Below are 16,570 nucleotides of genomic sequence, written 5' to 3'. Positions count from 1 at the left end.
GCCCCCGCCGCTGCACCGGCTCCCGCGGCCCCCGCCGCTGCACCGGCTCCCGCTGCCCCGGCTCCCGCTGCCCCGGCCGCCGCACCCGCACCCGCCAGTGATGCGTCTGCCTCGGAGTCCGGCTACGTCACTCCCCTGGTCCGCAAGCTTGCCAACCAGCACGGCGTAGACATCACCTCCGTTGCCGGCACCGGCGTCGGTGGCCGCATCCGCAAGCAGGACGTCCTTGCTGCCGCTGAAGCCAAGCAGGCTGCAGCTGCCCCGGCAGCCCCGGCCCCCGCTGCAGCGCCCGCTGCCAAGGCGGCTGCGCCGGTCGTGGCTTCGTCCCTGCGTGGCACCACGGAGAAGGCCCCGCGTATCCGCCAGGTCATCGCCCGCCGCATGCGCGAGTCCCTTGAGGTCTCCACCCAGCTGACCCAGGTGCACGAGGTCGACATGACCAAGATCGCCAAGCTCCGCCTCAAGGCCAAGAACTCGTTCCAGGCCCAGAACGGTGTCAAGCTGACCTTCCTGCCGTTCATCGCCAAGGCAGTTGCCGAGGCCCTGAAGCAGCACCCCAAGCTGAACGCTGCGTACGATGAGTCCAAGCAGGAAATCACGTACCACAACGCCGAGCACCTGGCGATCGCCGTCGACACTGACAAGGGCCTCCTGGTCCCCGTTATTTCCGACGCAGGCAACCTCAACCTTGCTGGCCTGGCCGGCAAGATCGCCGACGTCGCGGGCCGTACCCGTGACGGCAAGATCGGTCCGGACGAACTGTCCGGCGGTACGTTCAGCATCACCAACATCGGTTCCGTTGGTGCACTGTTCGACACCCCGATCATCAACCAGCCGCAGGTTGGCATCCTGGGCACCGGCGCCATCGTCAAGCGCGCCGTTGTGGTTGCCGATGAGAACGGCGACGACTCGATTGCCATCCGCTCCATGATGTACCTGTCGCTGACGTACGACCACCGTCTGGTGGACGGTGCCGACGCCGGCCGCTTCCTGCAGACCCTCAAGGCCCGCCTTGAGGAAGGTGCTTTCGAAGCGGACCTGGGTCTCTAGGATCACGAACCCGTAAGCACTGCGGAACTGAAAGGGCAGGTTGCCGGATATCCGGCAACCTGCCCTTTTGCTTTAACCACCTGCGCGTGGCTTTGCTACGCGACGTAGAACCCTCTGGATAAGCTGGAGCCATGAGTATTCTGTTCAGCATTCTGGTGTTCTTCCACATTGTCGGCGCAGCCATGATCGTGGGTTACTGGATCGCGACCCTCCGGGAGCCCACGGTCCACCCCCGCCAGCGGGACGGCGCGTTCCTCCAGCTCCTGACGGGCATTGCCATGATGGGCGTCCTGCCGATGCTTCCCAACGCCGATCCCAACTACTTCAAGCTGGGCGTCAAGTTCGCCATCGCAGTGGCTGTAGCGGTCCTCGCGGTCATTGGCTCCCGCAAGGTCAAGAACGGCGAACCGGTGTCCACCGGCCTGGCACACAGCGTGGGTGGCCTCGCCCTGGTGAACATCGCCATCGCCACTCTCTGGAACTGAACCGGATTCGATCCGCGGTAGCTTTCCCGTAGAAAGCACTGCCGTCCCGTCCTGCAAGCCTGCAGGGCGGGACGGCTTCTGCGTTAAGGAGTCCGGGGCTCCGACGCAGCCACGCTGGTTACCGGCGCTGGCTACTCCTGGGCAATGCAGAATTCGTTACCCTCGGGGTCACGCATCACGTCCCAATGGAAATCTGCAATATCGTGGCCCTCGACAAAAGTAGCCCCCAGCGACTCGGCCTTGACCCGCAAAGCCGCGGCGTCGGCGTCGTGCAGGTCCAGGTGGAGGCGACGTCGGCCTTCCGTTGGTGCTGCGACTTGTTGAAAAGCCAACTGCGGCAGGCCAGGCTCCGCGGAGCGCAACCAAATGAATCCCTCATGCTCCGCGGCTATGGGCATCTCCAACAGGTCCGACCAAAAAGCGGCAAGGCGGGAAGGGTCCACCGCGTTAAACATGATCGAAGCTATTCTCGGGGCACGGCGTTGGGCGCCGGATGATTTTTCCTGTGTGTCCATTCGGCCAGTCTAGGGGTCACAATCCACTGTCAGCAGAATGGCCGTGCAGTCCTGCCGCCAAATCCCTAGGATTGATCCCGGTGGCACCGGCCCATGCTGGTTGCCGACTCACAACGACCCCAAGGAGTGGACATGGCAGCAACACGTACCGCACACACGGTTTGGAACGGCACCCTCATCGAAGGCGCCGGCAACACCACGCTGGACAGCTCAGGCTTGGGCACCTTCGATGTCACCTGGAAGGCACGCACGGAGCAGTCCGGCGGCAAGACCAGCCCTGAAGAACTCATCGCCGCAGCCCACTCCGCTTGCTTCTCCATGGCTTTCAGCCACGCCTTGGCCGGAGAGGGATTCACCGCGGAAGAGGTCAACACCAAGGCTGATGTAACTTTCGTCCCGGGTACCGGTATCACCGGAAGCCACCTCACCATGACGGCAAAGGTTCCCGGCCTCTCGGAAGAGGACTTCCGCCGCATCTCCGAAGACGCAAAGACCGGCTGCCCCGTATCCGGCGCCCTGGCAAGCATCGAGATCACCTTGGATGCCACCCTCGCCGCTTAGGCTTCCCCTCAGCACCAGATACGTGAAAGAGCCCCGCCGCTTCCTTGCGAAGCGGCGGGGCTCTTCCATGCTCGGGGATGCGCGCTAGCTTTGCGGACGCGACGGCAACGGCGCCGGACGCACCTTCCGGTAACCTTCACGCAGCGGAGGCCGATCGGTGGGCAATTCCTGGATCATTTCCTTGAGCGCCCCGATGCCGTATTCCAGCTGCGGATCCGTACCGGCCGCGTAGGCGTGCGGCGGGAAGAGGACCTCGATGTCGGGCTCCACTCCGCGGTTCTCCACGTCCCACCCGATGCCCCCGTTGAACCACGTGGCGTACCGCGGCTGCGTGACGCCCGTTCCGTCTGCCAAGGCGAACCGGTTGTCAATGCCCACGACGCCGCCCCAGGTCCGGGTGCCAATAACAGGGCCAATGCCGCGCAGCTTCGAGACCTGCGTGATGATGTCGCCATCGGACCCGGCAAATTCGTCGGTGAGGATGATGACCGGTCCCCGCGGGGCGTGATCAGGGTAGGTTCGGGGCTTTTCACCGCGTGGCATGCTCCATCCCGTGACCTTGCGTCCGATGAGTTCGGCCACCAGCTGGGAGGTGTGGCCCCCACGGTTGCGCCTTACGTCGACGATCAGGCCGTCCAACGCGGTTTCCGTATCAAGGTCCCGGTGGAGTTGCGCCCAGCCATTGGCCATCATGTCCGGGACGTGAAGATAGCCGAACTTGCCGTTGGATGCCTCCCGGACAGTCCGCCTGTTGGCACGGACCCAGTCCTGGTAGCGCAGCCTTTCCTCGTCGCGCACCGGAACCACCGCCACCCGGCGCTGCTGTCCGGCTGCTTCGCCGTGGCCGGCGCCGTTCAACAGCGTCAGTTCCACAGTTCGGCCCGCCGCACCCACCAGCTGCATGGCTGGAGTCAGTACAGCGGAAAGTTCGACGCCGTCGATCGCCAAGAGCACGTCGCCCACCTTCGCGTCCGCGCCGGGACGCGTCAACGGCGAAGTAGCCAGCGGATCGGAGGACTCCCCTGCAAGGATCCTGGTAATCTCCCAGCCCTTCGTGCCGAGCTGCAATTCGGCACCGAGCCGGCCCTGTCCATTCCGTCCGGCCTCCGTGACCGCTGCCGGCTTCACGTAGGCGTGGGACGTGCCGAGCTCACCATGGATCTCCCACAACAGGTCAACAAGGTCGTCGTGGGTACCGAGCCGGTCCACGATCGGGCGGTAAAGCTTGTACACCGAATCCCAATCCTGCCCGGCCATGTCTGCGGTCCAGAAGAAATCGCGCTGCAACCTCCAGGCCTCCTCAAATGCCTGGCCCCAGGCAGCAACGGGGTCCAGGATGACGCGGATCCTGTTGAGCTCCACCTTGACCAGCTCGGCGGAATCGTCGTCCACTTTGCTGTCCGCAGGCACTGATGTGACCTGCTTGTCCAGGACATAGACGATGCGGCTCAAGTCCCCCGACAAGCGGTAGCTGTCCACGGCCTTAACGACAGGGGCCTGCTTGCGCTTGGCGAGGTCGTAACGCACCAGGGACGGTGCCGTCTTCTTGTCCTGCAGTGTTCCCTTGCCCTCACCGGTGACACCCGCGAGCTCAGTGTCCAACCACAACAGTGCACCGTCCGCGGCGGAAAGGTCCGAATAGTTGCCTTGCGGAACCGGGACGGTGATAACGCGGTGCGCCAGCCCGTCGGCGTCGACGCGAACGGTGGCGACAGCGCCGTCGTCGGACTTCTCCTGGGTGGGGACCTCATCCTCAAGCGTGTCGATCGAGGGTCCAAACGGCGACGGCGTGTCTGCCGCCAGCGCCACCAGGTACGGCTTGATGGGGCTCGGGAAGGACAAATCGAAGGAGTGGCCGTCGTAGACGGGGTCAAAACTCCGGTTGGACAGGAACGCGAGGAACTTTCCGTCCGGCGTAAACCGCGGCGAGGTATCGCAGAAGCGGCCATCCGTGACATCCACGATTGCGGACTTCTTCCCGCCGGGGCGGGTCATCCTGAGCTTGCTCCGCGACCCGAACGAAGTCACCGGCTCGGACCACGCAAGCCATTCCGAATCGGCAGACCACGACAACTCATCGATGCTCCCCTCTCCGACGCTTACGAGACGTGTCAGCGCCCCGGTGGAGGTATCGGCAACGAAGACGTCACCAAACGACGTGCCCACAGCAAGCCACTGGCCGTCCGGGCTGGCCTCCAACGCACTTGTCCGGGTCAGGGCCGGAAATTCGATCCGGAGCTGCGCGGTGTTTTCCGCAGCTGGGGCTGCCGGCGCTTCCGTGCCGCCCACAGTGTCCGCGGACTGGCCCGCACTGGCGTCATCGCCGGCGTTGCCCGTTGCTCCAACGGTGGCCACCCCGTGGGCGCCCTGTTCGACTCCCGCAGCAACTTTGTCCTGCCCCAGGACGTTGGACGCCGATACCGGCTTCGGCAACGGGTCGGCGTCGTTTGTGGGCTTGGGCTGCTCAACGGCCGCCTTGGGCACTTCGACTGCAGCCGACAGAGGTCTGGCAATGCGCTTGATGTACAGCGCCTCCACTCCACCGTGATCTGCGACGTAGGCGATCCGTCCCTCTGTCAGCGGGCGAGGTAAACGGGCACGGACACCGGGAGTAGCCTCAACCACGCGCGAGGGACCGTCCTTATGCCGAAGCCAATGTATGGTGCCGTGCGATTCCACGGCGCTGGCAGTTCCGGTCAGGTTCGGCACAACGTCGCCAAGGTGGGCGGACACTTTCAGGGGCGCCGCGCGGCGTGCCGGGGACGCCGAACCCAGGCTGATGTCCAGCTTTGTGGCCTGGACATCAGCGTCGAGCGACGGAAGAATCCACAACTCGCCAGCGGATTCGAAGACGACCCGCTGGCCATCGGTACTGGCATGCCGGACATAGAAATCCTCGTGATCGGTGTGCCGCCGCAGTTCTGAACCATCAGGCAAAACCGAGTACAGATTTCCGTACCCCTCATGGTCTGAGAGGAAGGCAATGCGGCCCTGGATCCACAGAGGGTCCGTCAGGTTGCCTTCGATCTCCGGAAGCAGCCGTTCGAATTCTCCGTTGCCGTCGGCGTCGATCCATAGCTTGCCCGCCGTGCCGCCGCCGTACCGCTTCCACCAAGCCGGCTCGCGGGACAGCACGCTGGCCAGTACCACTGGCTTCTCGTCACCGACCTCGGGCCCATAGGCAACGGCCTCGACCGGTCCGAAAGGAAGTTCGACGGCGGAGCCGCCGTCCAGCGGAAGGCTGTAGGCGTACGTGTGGCGGCTTTCGGATTGCTGAAACGCAGTGGTGACAATGACGTGGCTCGAGGGGGTGAAACCCTTGACCTTGGTGGTGCTGTGCCCGAAGTAGCTGAGCTGCCTGTACCCGCCGCCGTCGACATCCGCCGTCACCACTTCCGGTGACGTTCCGACGATAACCGTCCATACCAGCCGCTGGCCGTCCGGGGTAAACCGCGGGTTCCGTGCAGGCAATTGCTGGGAGGAAACCCGCCAGGCGCGGCCGCCGGAAAGGGGCGCGACCCAGATGTCGTCTTCGGCCACGAAGGTGACCAGATCGCCGTGCACATGCGGGAAACGGAGGTAGCTGGAAGAGGTCATTGTTCGATCATAGTCAAGACCCACCCGACGTCCCGGGCATCGGCGGGCGTTTCCCCCGCGTGCCTTCGTCATGGTGAGATGGGTCATGCGAATCGTGATGTCCGGAGCGTCGGGAATGATCGGGACGGCCCTGTCGGAGCAACTGGCCAGCCAGGGCCACGACGTCGTCCGGCTGGTCCGCCGGCCTGCCAGGAATGCAGCGGAGTGGGCCTGGAACCCCGCCGCTGGAGAGCTGGACGAAAAAGTGTTCCAGGGCGTCGATGCCGTGGTTAACCTCTCCGGGACCGGCATAGGTGACCGCCCGTGGACGAAGAAGCGAATCCAGGTGCTTCGGGATTCACGCCTCCAGCCCACCCGCACCCTGACTGAGGCCATGGGGCGGCTAAGCGAACCGCCATCGGTGTTCATCAGCCAATCCGCGTCCGGCTACTACGGCGCAACGACAGATGGCCCACTCCGGGAGGACTCGGGCCCCGGCGGAGGCGTCCTAGGCCCCCTCTGCGTGGAGTGGGAGCGGACTGCGAGGACCGCGCCGCCGGGCGTGCGCGTAGTAACGCCGAGGACCGGCGTGGTTCTCAGCCTGTCAGGTGGAGCCCTGGGGCCACTGCTCCCCCTCCTGAAGCTCGGGCTCGGAGGCCCCTTTGGCAACGGACGCCAATACTGGCCGTGGATCACGCTGGCCGATGAAGCTGCCGCGTTGGCGTACCTTTTGACGGCCGACATCGACGGACCGGTGAATGTCTGCGCTCCCGAAAGCGCTGATGTGAACACCATTGTGTCCCACCTGGCAAAAGCGTTCCACAGGCCGGCGTTTTGCCGGGTCCCCCGTCCGGCGCTTCGGCTGGTCCTCGGAAAGCTGGCGGACGAACTCGTGCTGGCGAACCAAAGGATGGACGCCGGACGCCTGGCGGACGCCGGCTTCATGTGGCAGCACCCCTCGCTTCCTCAAGCGATGGAATGGCTGACATCGGCAAAGGACCACTAGGGACTTCAGCAAGCTCAGCCCGTGGTGCCGGCCAGGATCTCTACGATCTGCCATCGCCCGTCGCGACGCTCCAGATGCAGCCGGAGATGCTGCGGCGTCCCCGCCGGCTCTGAACGGACCACCGAACCTGAGGAGAGTCGCTCCTCATAGGCCGACGTAGCGGCTACGAGCCCCACCATTGCGTGGTCGGGCTGAGGGGGTTCCTCGATGGTCACCGCCGTCACGGTGGTGGCGAGTCCGGCAAACACCGTGCCGGCTGTTCGAAGGTGGTCCCCCACTTGGTGGTCGGCGGCTTCGGCCGGTGAACCCGGTGCGTTGATCACAGCCAGCAGCTCCACAGGGCCTTCACGCAACGCCACATCCCGCACAGTCGCCAACGCCGGCACAACGACCGCCAGGTCATCGGACCGAAGCTCCTGTTTGAGGCCTTCCTGGAGGCGGGATGACTCCAGAATGTCCGCCGTCAGGCCCTCACTGGACGCGCGAGCACCATTCCCCACTCCGGACGGCGTCGCCGATGGCTTCCCCTGCGCCCACAGGCCCCACGCAGCGGCGCCGACCAGGACCCCGATCCCGAGAACCACGGCTGCCCGTACGCGCCCCATGTTTTTGCGTGGCTTGGGCGTCCGCCGTGGCCGGGGTGTCGCAGCCTTTACCAACCGTCGGGGCGAGTGCAGCTTCCCGAACTTCCGGGCACGCTGGCGTGGTTTTCGATCCAGCGCCTGCCGCCGGGTCAGCAATTCCGGAATGACGGACGCGTGCACCGCCCCTGCCAGGTCCACTCCTTCCGGGGCTGCACTGCGGAAAATCGCCGTCGAAAATTCCCTAGCGGATGGCCGCATCCGGGGGTCCGGATCCAAAGCGGCCTCCAACGCGCCGGCGATGGACCGGGGAACATCGTCGGCTACAAATGACAAAGGCGGTCGGTCCGCTGCCTGTTCGGGGACCGAGCCCGTCAGGCAGAACCATCCGACAGCCGCAAGGGAATACACGTCGCGTTCCGGCCGCAATGCCCCCTCGTCGTGGCCCTCGGAAACGACGCCCTCAGGGTCAATGAAACCAGGCGTACCCACGTCCAGGCTGTTTTGGGCGTCGCCCACCCTGGACGTGATCCCGAAATCCGCCAGCAGCGGCATTCCCTCGGCCGTGAACAAAACGTTTCCCGGCGAGACGTCCCCGTGCACCAGTCCCTGGGAGTGGAGGTAGTCCAAGGCTTGGGCAAGGGGCCCCAGAACAGTTACAACCTCCCCCACCCGGAGCCGGCCCCGACCGGACAGCAGGTTCGCCAACGAGCCCCCCGCGGCATAGTCCATGACAATTCCTTGGGCTCCATGTCCATCGATCTCGAACTGGACGACGTCGTGAATGCCAACCAGGTGCTTGTGTTTTACCCCAAACAAGATGCCGGCCTCGCGGGAAACGCCGCCATCAATCCCCTGCGCCTCCGCGGGACCATGGGCGGCCACCGTGACGCATTTGATGGCGAACCGCTCTCCGTCTCCGTTTCTCCTCGCCAGCCACACCGTGGAGCTCGCGCCCGTGCCCAGTTGACGGCTGATCCGATACCCCGGCAGGTTGGGAGGCATATCAGCAGAATCGAGAGTTTCCATGGATAAGGTCTACCGGAGACCCGGGATCGGTGCAGAAGTTATCCACAGGGCCACCTTCGTCACTGTCCAATAGCGGCGATGCGACTGAGAGGTTCACCACAAAACCATGGCCAGTCTGCTGCGGGGTCTAAGCTTGAACGCATGACTCTTGAGTTTTCACAACTGGGTCTTGCCCCTGATTTCGTTGACTACATGCAGGGCTGGGACCTGCAGCGCGAGATCCACAACAAGGTTGTTGCGGGCGAGAAGAACAGCACCGTACTGCTTCTGGAGCATGCCGCCGTTTACACGGCCGGCAAGCTCACGGAGGACCACGAGCGTCCCTTTGACGGCACTCCTGTCGTTCCCGTGGACCGGGGTGGCAAATTGACCTGGCACGGGCCGGGACAATTGATCGCCTACCCCATCCTGAAGCTCAAGAACCGTGCCGGAATCCGCGACTACGTTGAGCGCCTTGAGGCAATCATGATCGCCGTGATGAAGGACTACGGCATCAACGCTGTGACCGTCAAGGGCCGGGCCGGGGTCTGGATCCTCGCCGACGAAAAGGGTCCGGACCGCAAGATTGCGGCCATCGGGATCCGAGTACTCGACGGCGTCACCATGCACGGCGTGGCCATCAACTGCAGCAATGACCTGGCACCCTATGCACAGATCATTGCGTGCGGCATCACCGACGCCAGCGTCACCACCATGTCGCTGGAAACAGGCCAAACCATCAATCCGGCCGATATCGTTGACCGCTTCGTTGAAGAATTCAGCAAGCACGAAGAAGCACTCGTTTCCACCCCCGAAGGAGCACTCCAGTGACCTTGGCACCTGAAGGCCGTAAGTTGCTGCGCGTTGAGCAGCGTAACTCGGCGGTACCGGTTGAACGTAAGCCTGAGTGGATCAAGGCCAAGGTCCAGATGGGTCCTGAGTTCGTCCAGCTCAAGAACCTGGTGAAGAAGGAAGGGTTGCACACGGTCTGTGAAGAGGCCGGTTGCCCGAACATTTTCGAGTGCTGGGAAGATAAGGAAGCGACGTTCCTGATCGGCGGGTCCGAGTGCACCCGGCGCTGTGATTTCTGCCAGATCGATACCGGCAAACCCTCCCCGGTGGACATGTTCGAACCCACGAAGGTGGCCCGCTCGGTGCAGGCCATGCAGTTGCGGTACGCGACGGTGACCGGGGTGGCCCGGGATGACCTGGCCGATGAGGGTGTGTGGTTGTACGCCGAAACGGTGCGGAAGATCCACGAACTGAACCCGGGAACCGGGGTGGAGTTGCTGATCCCGGACTTCTCCGGCAAGCCCGAGCACATCGCGGCGATCTGCGATTCCAAGCCCGAGGTGTTCGCGCACAACGTCGAGACCGTGCCGAGGATTTTCAAGCGGATCCGGCCGGCGTTCCGGTATGAGCGGTCCCTGGATGTCATCACCCAGGGCCGGGACCTGGGCATGGTGACCAAGTCCAACCTGATCCTGGGCATGGGCGAGACCCGTGAGGAGATTTCCGAGGCCCTGCGTGACCTGCACGCGGCCGGGTGTGACCTGATCACGATCACCCAGTACCTGCGCCCCTCCGAACGGCACCTTCCGGTGGACCGGTGGGTCAAGCCGCAGGAGTTCGTGGACCTGCAGCACGAGGCCGAGGAGATCGGATTCCTCGGCGTCATGTCCGGCCCGCTGGTCCGCTCCTCCTACCGTGCCGGACGTCTGTGGGCCACCGCGATGCGCAAGAAAGGCTGGGAAATCCCCGCCGCCCTGGCCCACATCGAGTCCTCCGGGACCACCCGCCAGGAAGCCTCCACCATCCTCGCAGCCCACAGCTAACCGGCCTGCCGCACCGCACGGACAGTGCGGTGCGGCAGAATCGGTTTAACCGAGGTAGAAGCGGTTCTTGCCTTCCAACTGGTCCAGTTGGGTGCTTTCAGCGGCAACGGCTCGCGAAGTTCAAGTGCAGGACGCCGCAGAATCATGACGTGGAATTCGAAAATCGGTGGGCCCGAACGGCATGGGTATACCTCCGCTCACCGGCACAGGGGTTGATTGATCACCTGAGTCTGGCGGCTAAGTTTCGGTGTAACGTCCTGGGGCTTACCGGATATCACGTAGAATTGAGGCACTATGGCGAACTCCCCTGATTCCAGCAAATCGACCCCATCGGCCGACGCACCCAAGCGTGGGCTGTTCCAGCGCAAGCCCAAGGAAACGAAGGCCAAGAAGCCGAGCCAGCTGAAGCAGATCGCTGAAGTCTTCAAAATGACCCGGCGGAATGATCCCCAGGTTGTTTGGATCATGGTGCTGGCGTTCCTTGCAGTCGTCGCGGTTGCCTTCCTCATCGGCTACCTGCTGGAGAACTGGGTTACCGGCCTTATCATCGGCATCCCTCTGGGGCTGCTCGCCGCCGTTTTCATCCTTTCGCGCCGCGCCGAGAAGGCAGCATTTGCGCAGATCGAGAACCAGCCTGGTGCCTCCGGTGCTGCTTTGGGGACGCTCCGGCGAGGCTGGATCACGCAGGATCAGCCGGTTGCAGTGAACCCCCGCACCCAGGATGCTGTCTTCATGGCCATCGGCCGGCCCGGTATCGTCCTGGTCAGTGAAGGACCGAGCCACCGTGTCAAGCCGCTGGTGGACGCCGAACGCAAGCGCCTTGCACGTATTCTCCCCAACGTCACCATCCGTGTCCTGGAGTCGGGTCGCGGCGAGGGCCAGGTCCCGCTGAACCAGCTGGCCAAGACCATGGGGAAGATGAAGAACGAGCTCACCAAGGTTGAAGTCAACGCCGTCAGCAAGCGGATCAACTCCCTTGGCAACCGTCTGCCGATCCCCAAGGGCATCGACCCCTACAAGGCCCGCCCGGACCGCAAAGCCGCCCGCGGCCGCTGACCCGGCAGGACCCAGCAGAACGAAAAAGCGCGCTTTCCCATTGCGGGGAAGCGCGCTTTTCTTTATGTGTTGTCAAGGTCGAGGGCCGACCCGTCTACCTTCTGATGAGGATAGTGTTCATGGCTTTATCGTGGAGTCCACGCTGGTCCGGGTCGAAGACGACAGCTGGGATAACCAGGCAAAGCAGCAGGGTCCTCACCACAGCGGCCAGTGGACCTGCAGGCCCTCCCCCAAGGCGTACCACGTGGATACCCATGATCCTGTGACCGATGCTGTACCCCAGCGTGCCGATCAGAAGGATCTGTTCGATGGCGAAGATGGCGAGAGTCGCCCACTGGTTACCGCCGAACGCGAAATTGCTGATCACCAACGCTATGGTCCAGTCGATGACGATGCCGAAGATGCGGCGCCCGGCACGGGCAATGGAGCCAGGGCCGGACTCGGGCAGGCCGAGCCTTTCGCCTGGATATTTGGAGATGCCGGATGTGTCCGGGCCTGTCAACCACGAACCAATGTCTTTTCGATCTACCACCTATCAAGCCTAACGTCTGGTGTAGGTTGTGCCCGACCGGGACGGGCAGCAAAAACACCTCCCATGTTCGCCCAATGGACCCGCTTGGACCGAACACCCGCAAGCCGACTACCGTTTACACAACAGACGATTCTGTAACCTGCCGGAAACAATACTGACACCCCCGGGAAATCCCATCTCCCTAAGGTGGTATGAGTTGCCAGCCACCATGGCAAGGGGACACTTTTGTGCCGCCTGCCGTCGGTTTGGCTGCACCACGCGGCCTTCCGGGCCTGTTACTTGATATGCATAAGGAGCATAGATGTTCAAGACTGCGGACGAAGTCCTCAAGTTCATCAAAGAAGAAGATGTCAAGTTCGTCGATATCCGCTTCACAGACCTTCCTGGCGTCCAGCAGCACTTCAATGTGCCGGCCAAGAGCGTTGACCTCGACTTCTTCGTCAACGGTCAGCTCTTCGACGGATCTTCCATCCGCGGCTTCCAGGGCATCGCTGAGTCCGACATGCAGCTCATCCCGGATGTAACGTCTGCCTTCGTCGACACCTTCCGGATCGAGAAGACCCTCGCGTTGAACTTCTCCATCGTGAACCCCCGCACCGGCGACCCGTACCACCGCGACCCTCGCGGCGTTGCTGAGAAGGCCGAAGCCTACTTGGCATCCACCGGCATCGCCGACACCGCATTCTTCGCTCCCGAAGCCGAGTTCTTCGTCTTCGACAACATCCAGTACGAGTCCTCCCCCCAGGGCAGCTTCTACAAGATCGACTCCGAGGAAGCACACTGGAACACCGGCCGTAAGGAAGAGGGCGGAAACCTCGGCTACAAGACCCCCGTCAAGGGCGGCTACTTCCCCGTTTCCCCCACCGACAAGCAGGCGGACCTCCGCGACGCCATGTGCGTTGAGCTGGACAAGGCCGGCCTTGAGGTTGAGCGCTCCCACCACGAAGTCGGTTCTGCCGGCCAGGCTGAGATCAACTACAAGTTCACCACGCTGACCGCCGCTGCCGATGACCTGCAGAAGTTCAAGTACGTCATCAAGAACACCGCTGACGCTTGGGGCAAGTCCGTCACGTTCATGCCGAAGCCTGTTTTCGGTGACAACGGCTCGGGCATGCACTGCCACCAGTCGCTGTGGAGCAACGGCGATCCGCTGTTCTACGACGAGAAGGGCTACGCAGGCCTCTCCGACACCGCGCGTTGGTACATCGGCGGCCTGCTGAAGCACTCTTCCGCCGTCCTCGCCTTCACCAACCCGACGGTTAACTCCTACCGCCGCTTGGTCAAGGGCTTCGAAGCTCCCGTGAACATGGTTTACTCGCAGGGCAACCGCTCCGCAGGTATCCGTATCCCGATCACGGGCACCAACCCCAAGGCCAAGCGCATCGAGTTCCGCGCTCCGGATCCCTCCTCCAACCCGTACCTGGCATTCGCTGCCCAGCTGATGGCCGGCATCGACGGCATCCGCAACCGCATTGAACCCCCGGCTCCCATCGACAAGGACCTCTACGAGCTTCCTGCCGAGGAAGCCAAGGACATCCCCAAGGCTCCGGGCTCCCTGGAGGAAGCTCTTGAGGCCCTGCGCGAGGACAACGAGTTCCTGCAGGCTGGCGGTGTCTTCACCCAGGACCTCATCGACACGTGGATCGACTACAAGTACGAGAATGAGATCCGCCCGCTGTCGCTGCGCCCGAACCCGTACGAGTTCGAGCTCTACTACGGCGTCTAGCTAGAATCCGCGGCTAAACGGGGTTTAGTCCGCAGGGAGTCCGCACGAGCGGTCAACACTTCGGTGATGGCAGCACGTGCGGACTCTTCTTTGTCCGGGAACATGTGGCCATAAGTGTCTAGCGTCGTCTTAGCTGAGGCGTGGCGGAGACACCGCTGCACAACCTTCACGTCGAGCCCGGAAGCGATCAGTAGGGAGGCGTAATAGTGCCTCAGATCGTGAAACCGGAAGCCTTCCGGCAAACCCTTCACTGTGGTCCTGACACTTCGGAAGTGTGTTTCCAGTGTGTACGGGGCAATCGGCCGTCCCCACTCCGAAACCACAAGCGTCTCCGAACCGAACCTCACCGGCATTCGGTTCAACTCCACAGCCAAATCTCTGGAAATGGGAATCGACGTCTTGGACGTTTCCGTCTTCAGCGGCTCAGCAGGATACTGAATGGCCGGCGTGATGACACCGCGCATGAAATCGACGTCGTGGACCCGCAAAGCAACTGCTTCAGCAACCCGGAGACCGGCGAAAGCTGCCAGCAGGACGGCCGGCTGCAGCCCTTCCGGCATTGCCTCGTGGAGCGCCCAAACCTGATCTGTTGTAGCCACGTAGGGCCGCTGCTTACCACCGCCCGGAGACGTGCGCCTGGAGACCGGAGACTTAGCCACCAGCCCGTCGTGGACGGCGTCAGAGTAGAGCTGACCCAAACGGCTGTGTATGGCGTAGACCGTAGAGTCCGCCAGACCGGCATCCTTCAAGCTGACCGTCCAAGCCTTGACCTCGGATGGCCGCACCGACGCAAGCACCCGGTTGCCGAAGGCTTCCTTGATGTGCTTAATATGCACCCTCGCCTGGCGGACTGTGGACGGTCTGTTCTGCGCATAGCCAGCCAGCCACGAATCTGCCCACTCCCCCACCGTCTTCTTCGCGGACTTCGGATCCACATACATCCCAGTGACAACCGACGCCGTGACCTCATCCTGCCACCGCTGCGCGTCGATCTTCCGGGCAAAGTGCCGGGCGTGCTCCTTCCCGGTTTCGTCGCGGTACCGGGCACGCCACCGGCCGTCAGGCCTTTTCTGGATGCTCGCCACGGTAGAAGCGCCCCTCTTCTTCGTCGAATTCGCGGTCCTCGACCCACTCCAGCATGGCGATCGCGTCCATGTCCAAGACCCCTTCGAGCAACCCCAGTTCACGCTCGAAGGTGTCTTTGAGGTTCTTGGAGGGCCACTTACCGCCAACAGTAGAAGCTAAGTCACGTTGCACTGCCCACGCTTGGCGTCTTGTTTGCTCGTAAGCTTCGGCAGCCGCACGCAGTTCGCGGGTCGCTGACGCCACGGCAGCAATTTGTCGCTGCAACTCGAATATCTGGCCCGCTCGGGTAGAGGACGTGCTAATCATGCGCGTGACGGGCGCATCGAACAACGCGGCGAGGTCTATCGCTTCATCGAGTCTTACGGCCCGCGTTCCTTCCTCGGTCCTGGAAACCGCTACTTGGCTGTATTTCGGCCACCCTGTCTCCTGCATACGGCGTGCCAGCTCGGACTGGGACCACCCTTTTTCCTCTCGCAGTTGACGAAGGTTCGCGCCGAAAACACGCACCACTTCATTCGATACCAATTCGTCCATGTAGCGATGGTCCCACATCAGTGTTGCACTGGCAAAGATCCTCAACTACAGTCGTCATTGTTGGGAAAGCCCAACATGGACGTATAGGGAGAGAAAAGTGGCAGCTGTTGTCTACATGCTTTTGACCATTCAGGAGGTCTCGGAGATCACCCGCATCCCGGTAGCTACCCTGCGCTACTGGCGTCACAAAGGCATCGGCCCGAAAGGCGCTCGGTTCGGCGGCAAATTAATGTACTCCCGCGAAAGCGTCGACGCATGGATTCGGGATGCCTTCGAGACTGGCGAGTCAGCATGAGCCGGGCCTACACGAAGGCCGACCTCAACGCGGCGATGGCTGAGGCGTGGGAGTCCGGCTACTGGCAGGGCACCAGCAATGAGGGCCCACTGAACGATGCCGCGGTGGCCGCAAAGAACCCGCACAAAACTCAGGGGACGACGCCGGCAAAAGCTTGCAAGGTTGCCCTGAAAACAGAGAAAGGCAGCGGCGTTCCCGTCAAAGAATCCGCCACTGCCTCAGAACCCACCAATAACAAGGAGTAGATCCATGAAGCACACTATCAAAGTACCGACCACCGTTCGAGAGTTCGGGGACGTGGCAGACCAGCTGGACATGGAACTTACAGAGCTCCTGGAGCTGCTCGACGATGCCCTTGGGGCGAACTGGTGGAACGAGGACCACGACGACCTCATCATCACCACCGACTTGCCGTGGCCTGCCCGAACTGACAGTTTCGGCCCGAAGACAACACCGGCATCTGTGCCGCCTGGCTTCACACCATCAGACATCGTGTGTGATCTGTACGTGGGCAAACGCATGGAAGGTGCCCGGTGGACGATCGTCTCCGAATACGTTCCGCACACCGCGGAATTCTCGCTTACCTTCTGGACGGCCGACGATGACCCAATGACCGCAGCCGAAGCCAACGAGTACGCCACGGCCATGCTGGAGATGGGTGCCTACATCACGACCGCAGCGTCAGCCAGCAAGGCTGCCGGCGCTACCGAGGGGAAGTAGGCAG

17 protein-coding genes are annotated in these 16,570 nt (G+C 62.9%); 11 read left to right on the top strand and 6 right to left on the bottom strand.

Annotated features, from left to right (window positions below; all coding sequences use genetic code 11):
- Positions 1 to 1,050, top strand: a 1,050-nt coding sequence (gene sucB / locus ABHM97_RS18765) for a 2-oxoglutarate dehydrogenase, E2 component, dihydrolipoamide succinyltransferase (protein ID WP_349471818.1), incomplete at its 5' end; no start/stop codon positions are given.
- A 131-nt stretch (positions 1,051 to 1,181) separates the two neighbouring features.
- Positions 1,182 to 1,535: a hypothetical protein gene (locus tag ABHM97_RS18760; protein ID WP_235520469.1), complete on the top strand. Its 354-nt coding sequence runs from the start codon at positions 1,182 to 1,184 to the stop codon at positions 1,533 to 1,535.
- Positions 1,536 to 1,666: 131 nt separating this feature from the next.
- Here the strand turns inward: ABHM97_RS18760 and ABHM97_RS18755 are convergent, their stop codons facing one another.
- Positions 1,667 to 2,050 carry a VOC family protein gene (locus tag ABHM97_RS18755; RefSeq protein ID WP_349471817.1) on the bottom strand — a complete coding sequence of 128 codons (384 nt, stop codon included), beginning with the start codon at positions 2,048 to 2,050 and terminating at the stop codon, positions 1,667 to 1,669.
- A gap of 132 nt (positions 2,051 to 2,182) precedes the next feature.
- Between ABHM97_RS18755 and ABHM97_RS18750 the strand changes: the two genes are divergently transcribed.
- Complete coding sequence (locus ABHM97_RS18750; RefSeq protein ID WP_235520467.1) at positions 2,183 to 2,611, top strand: OsmC family protein; 429 nt, start codon at positions 2,183 to 2,185, stop codon at positions 2,609 to 2,611.
- Between the two features lie 84 nt (positions 2,612 to 2,695).
- Here the strand turns inward: ABHM97_RS18750 and ABHM97_RS18745 are convergent, their stop codons facing one another.
- The gene (locus tag ABHM97_RS18745; RefSeq protein ID WP_349471816.1) at positions 2,696 to 6,208 is read right to left on the bottom strand and encodes a S41 family peptidase; all 3,513 of its coding nucleotides are present in this window, start codon (positions 6,206 to 6,208) and stop codon (positions 2,696 to 2,698) included.
- Between the two features lie 85 nt (positions 6,209 to 6,293).
- Here ABHM97_RS18745 and ABHM97_RS18740 point away from each other — a divergent pair, with 85 nt between their 5' ends.
- Positions 6,294 to 7,193: a TIGR01777 family oxidoreductase gene (locus ABHM97_RS18740; RefSeq protein WP_349471815.1), complete on the top strand. Its 900-nt coding sequence runs from the start codon at positions 6,294 to 6,296 to the stop codon at positions 7,191 to 7,193.
- Between the two features lie 14 nt (positions 7,194 to 7,207).
- Here the strand turns inward: ABHM97_RS18740 and ABHM97_RS18735 are convergent, their stop codons facing one another.
- The gene (locus ABHM97_RS18735) at positions 7,208 to 8,803 is read right to left on the bottom strand and encodes a serine/threonine protein kinase (RefSeq protein ID WP_349471814.1); all 1,596 of its coding nucleotides are present in this window, start codon (positions 8,801 to 8,803) and stop codon (positions 7,208 to 7,210) included.
- A 78-nt stretch (positions 8,804 to 8,881) separates the two neighbouring features.
- Between ABHM97_RS18735 and lipB the strand changes: the two genes are divergently transcribed.
- The 3 genes from lipB to ABHM97_RS18720 all read left to right on the top strand — a co-directional run bounded on the left by lipB (position 8,882) and on the right by ABHM97_RS18720 (position 11,673).
- Positions 8,882 to 9,613, top strand: a complete 732-nt coding sequence (lipB, locus tag ABHM97_RS18730; protein WP_255774167.1) for a lipoyl(octanoyl) transferase LipB — start codon at positions 8,882 to 8,884, stop codon at positions 9,611 to 9,613.
- On the top strand, positions 9,610 to 10,617 hold the full coding sequence (gene lipA, locus ABHM97_RS18725; RefSeq protein ID WP_178995563.1) for a lipoyl synthase: 1,008 nt from the start codon (positions 9,610 to 9,612) through the stop codon (positions 10,615 to 10,617). Before lipB ends, lipA begins: the two co-directional genes overlap by 4 nt.
- Before the next feature lie 294 nt (positions 10,618 to 10,911).
- Positions 10,912 to 11,673 carry a DUF4191 domain-containing protein gene (locus ABHM97_RS18720; protein WP_349471813.1) on the top strand — a complete coding sequence of 254 codons (762 nt, stop codon included), beginning with the start codon at positions 10,912 to 10,914 and terminating at the stop codon, positions 11,671 to 11,673.
- Positions 11,674 to 11,767: 94 nt separating this feature from the next.
- Here the strand turns inward: ABHM97_RS18720 and ABHM97_RS18715 are convergent, their stop codons facing one another.
- Entirely contained in the window at positions 11,768 to 12,205 is a 438-nt protein-coding gene (locus tag ABHM97_RS18715; protein ID WP_235520461.1) for an RDD family protein, read from the bottom strand.
- A 301-nt stretch (positions 12,206 to 12,506) separates the two neighbouring features.
- Between ABHM97_RS18715 and glnA the strand changes: the two genes are divergently transcribed.
- On the top strand, positions 12,507 to 13,931 hold the full coding sequence (gene glnA, locus ABHM97_RS18710; protein WP_211711292.1) for a type I glutamate--ammonia ligase: 1,425 nt from the start codon (positions 12,507 to 12,509) through the stop codon (positions 13,929 to 13,931).
- Here glnA and ABHM97_RS18705 read toward each other — a convergent pair.
- Together ABHM97_RS18705 and ABHM97_RS18700 are read right to left on the bottom strand one after the other, a co-directional pair.
- The gene (locus ABHM97_RS18705) at positions 13,928 to 15,016 is read right to left on the bottom strand and encodes a site-specific integrase (protein WP_349471812.1); all 1,089 of its coding nucleotides are present in this window, start codon (positions 15,014 to 15,016) and stop codon (positions 13,928 to 13,930) included. The genes glnA and ABHM97_RS18705 overlap by 4 nt on opposite strands.
- Positions 14,991 to 15,551, bottom strand: a complete 561-nt coding sequence (locus ABHM97_RS18700) for a helix-turn-helix domain-containing protein (RefSeq protein WP_349471811.1) — start codon at positions 15,549 to 15,551, stop codon at positions 14,991 to 14,993. Before ABHM97_RS18700 ends, ABHM97_RS18705 begins: the two co-directional genes overlap by 26 nt.
- A 97-nt stretch (positions 15,552 to 15,648) precedes the next feature.
- On the opposite strand from ABHM97_RS18700, the gene ABHM97_RS18695 reads away from it, so the two are divergent.
- From ABHM97_RS18695 to ABHM97_RS18685, 3 genes are read left to right on the top strand one after another with little or no spacing between them, the layout of a single operon-like run.
- Positions 15,649 to 15,846 carry a helix-turn-helix domain-containing protein gene (locus ABHM97_RS18695; protein ID WP_349471810.1) on the top strand — a complete coding sequence of 66 codons (198 nt, stop codon included), beginning with the start codon at positions 15,649 to 15,651 and terminating at the stop codon, positions 15,844 to 15,846.
- Positions 15,843 to 16,091, top strand: coding sequence for a hypothetical protein (locus ABHM97_RS18690; RefSeq protein WP_349471809.1), 249 nt, complete (start codon positions 15,843 to 15,845; stop codon positions 16,089 to 16,091). Before ABHM97_RS18695 ends, ABHM97_RS18690 begins: the two co-directional genes overlap by 4 nt.
- 4 nt (positions 16,092 to 16,095) lie before the next feature.
- On the top strand, positions 16,096 to 16,566 hold the full coding sequence (locus ABHM97_RS18685) for a hypothetical protein (protein ID WP_349471808.1): 471 nt from the start codon (positions 16,096 to 16,098) through the stop codon (positions 16,564 to 16,566).
- Positions 16,567 to 16,570: the final 4 nt, after the last annotated feature.

Origin of the sequence: Paenarthrobacter sp. CAP02 (assembly GCF_040137855.1) — a bacterium.
Classification (GTDB): Bacteria; Actinomycetota; Actinomycetes; order Actinomycetales; family Micrococcaceae; genus Arthrobacter.
Note: the sequence above shows the minus strand (reverse complement) of the source record. Positions and strands in the feature narration are given on the sequence as shown.

Coding starts and splice junctions, on each gene's coding strand:
- ABHM97_RS18760 (WP_235520469.1), top strand. CDS start 1,182: ATGAGTATTCTGTTCAGCATTCTGGTGTTCTTCCACATTGTCGGCGCA.
- ABHM97_RS18755 (WP_349471817.1), bottom strand. CDS start 2,050: ATGGACACACAGGAAAAATCATCCGGCGCCCAACGCCGTGCCCCGAGA.
- ABHM97_RS18750 (WP_235520467.1), top strand. CDS start 2,183: ATGGCAGCAACACGTACCGCACACACGGTTTGGAACGGCACCCTCATC.
- ABHM97_RS18745 (WP_349471816.1), bottom strand. CDS start 6,208: ATGACCTCTTCCAGCTACCTCCGTTTCCCGCATGTGCACGGCGATCTG.
- ABHM97_RS18740 (WP_349471815.1), top strand. CDS start 6,294: ATGCGAATCGTGATGTCCGGAGCGTCGGGAATGATCGGGACGGCCCTG.
- ABHM97_RS18735 (WP_349471814.1), bottom strand. CDS start 8,803: ATGGAAACTCTCGATTCTGCTGATATGCCTCCCAACCTGCCGGGGTAT.
- lipB (WP_255774167.1), top strand. CDS start 8,882: ATGCGACTGAGAGGTTCACCACAAAACCATGGCCAGTCTGCTGCGGGG.
- ABHM97_RS18720 (WP_349471813.1), top strand. CDS start 10,912: ATGGCGAACTCCCCTGATTCCAGCAAATCGACCCCATCGGCCGACGCA.
- glnA (WP_211711292.1), top strand. CDS start 12,507: ATGTTCAAGACTGCGGACGAAGTCCTCAAGTTCATCAAAGAAGAAGAT.
- ABHM97_RS18700 (WP_349471811.1), bottom strand. CDS start 15,551: ATGGACGAATTGGTATCGAATGAAGTGGTGCGTGTTTTCGGCGCGAAC.
- ABHM97_RS18690 (WP_349471809.1), top strand. CDS start 15,843: ATGAGCCGGGCCTACACGAAGGCCGACCTCAACGCGGCGATGGCTGAG.
- ABHM97_RS18685 (WP_349471808.1), top strand. CDS start 16,096: ATGAAGCACACTATCAAAGTACCGACCACCGTTCGAGAGTTCGGGGAC.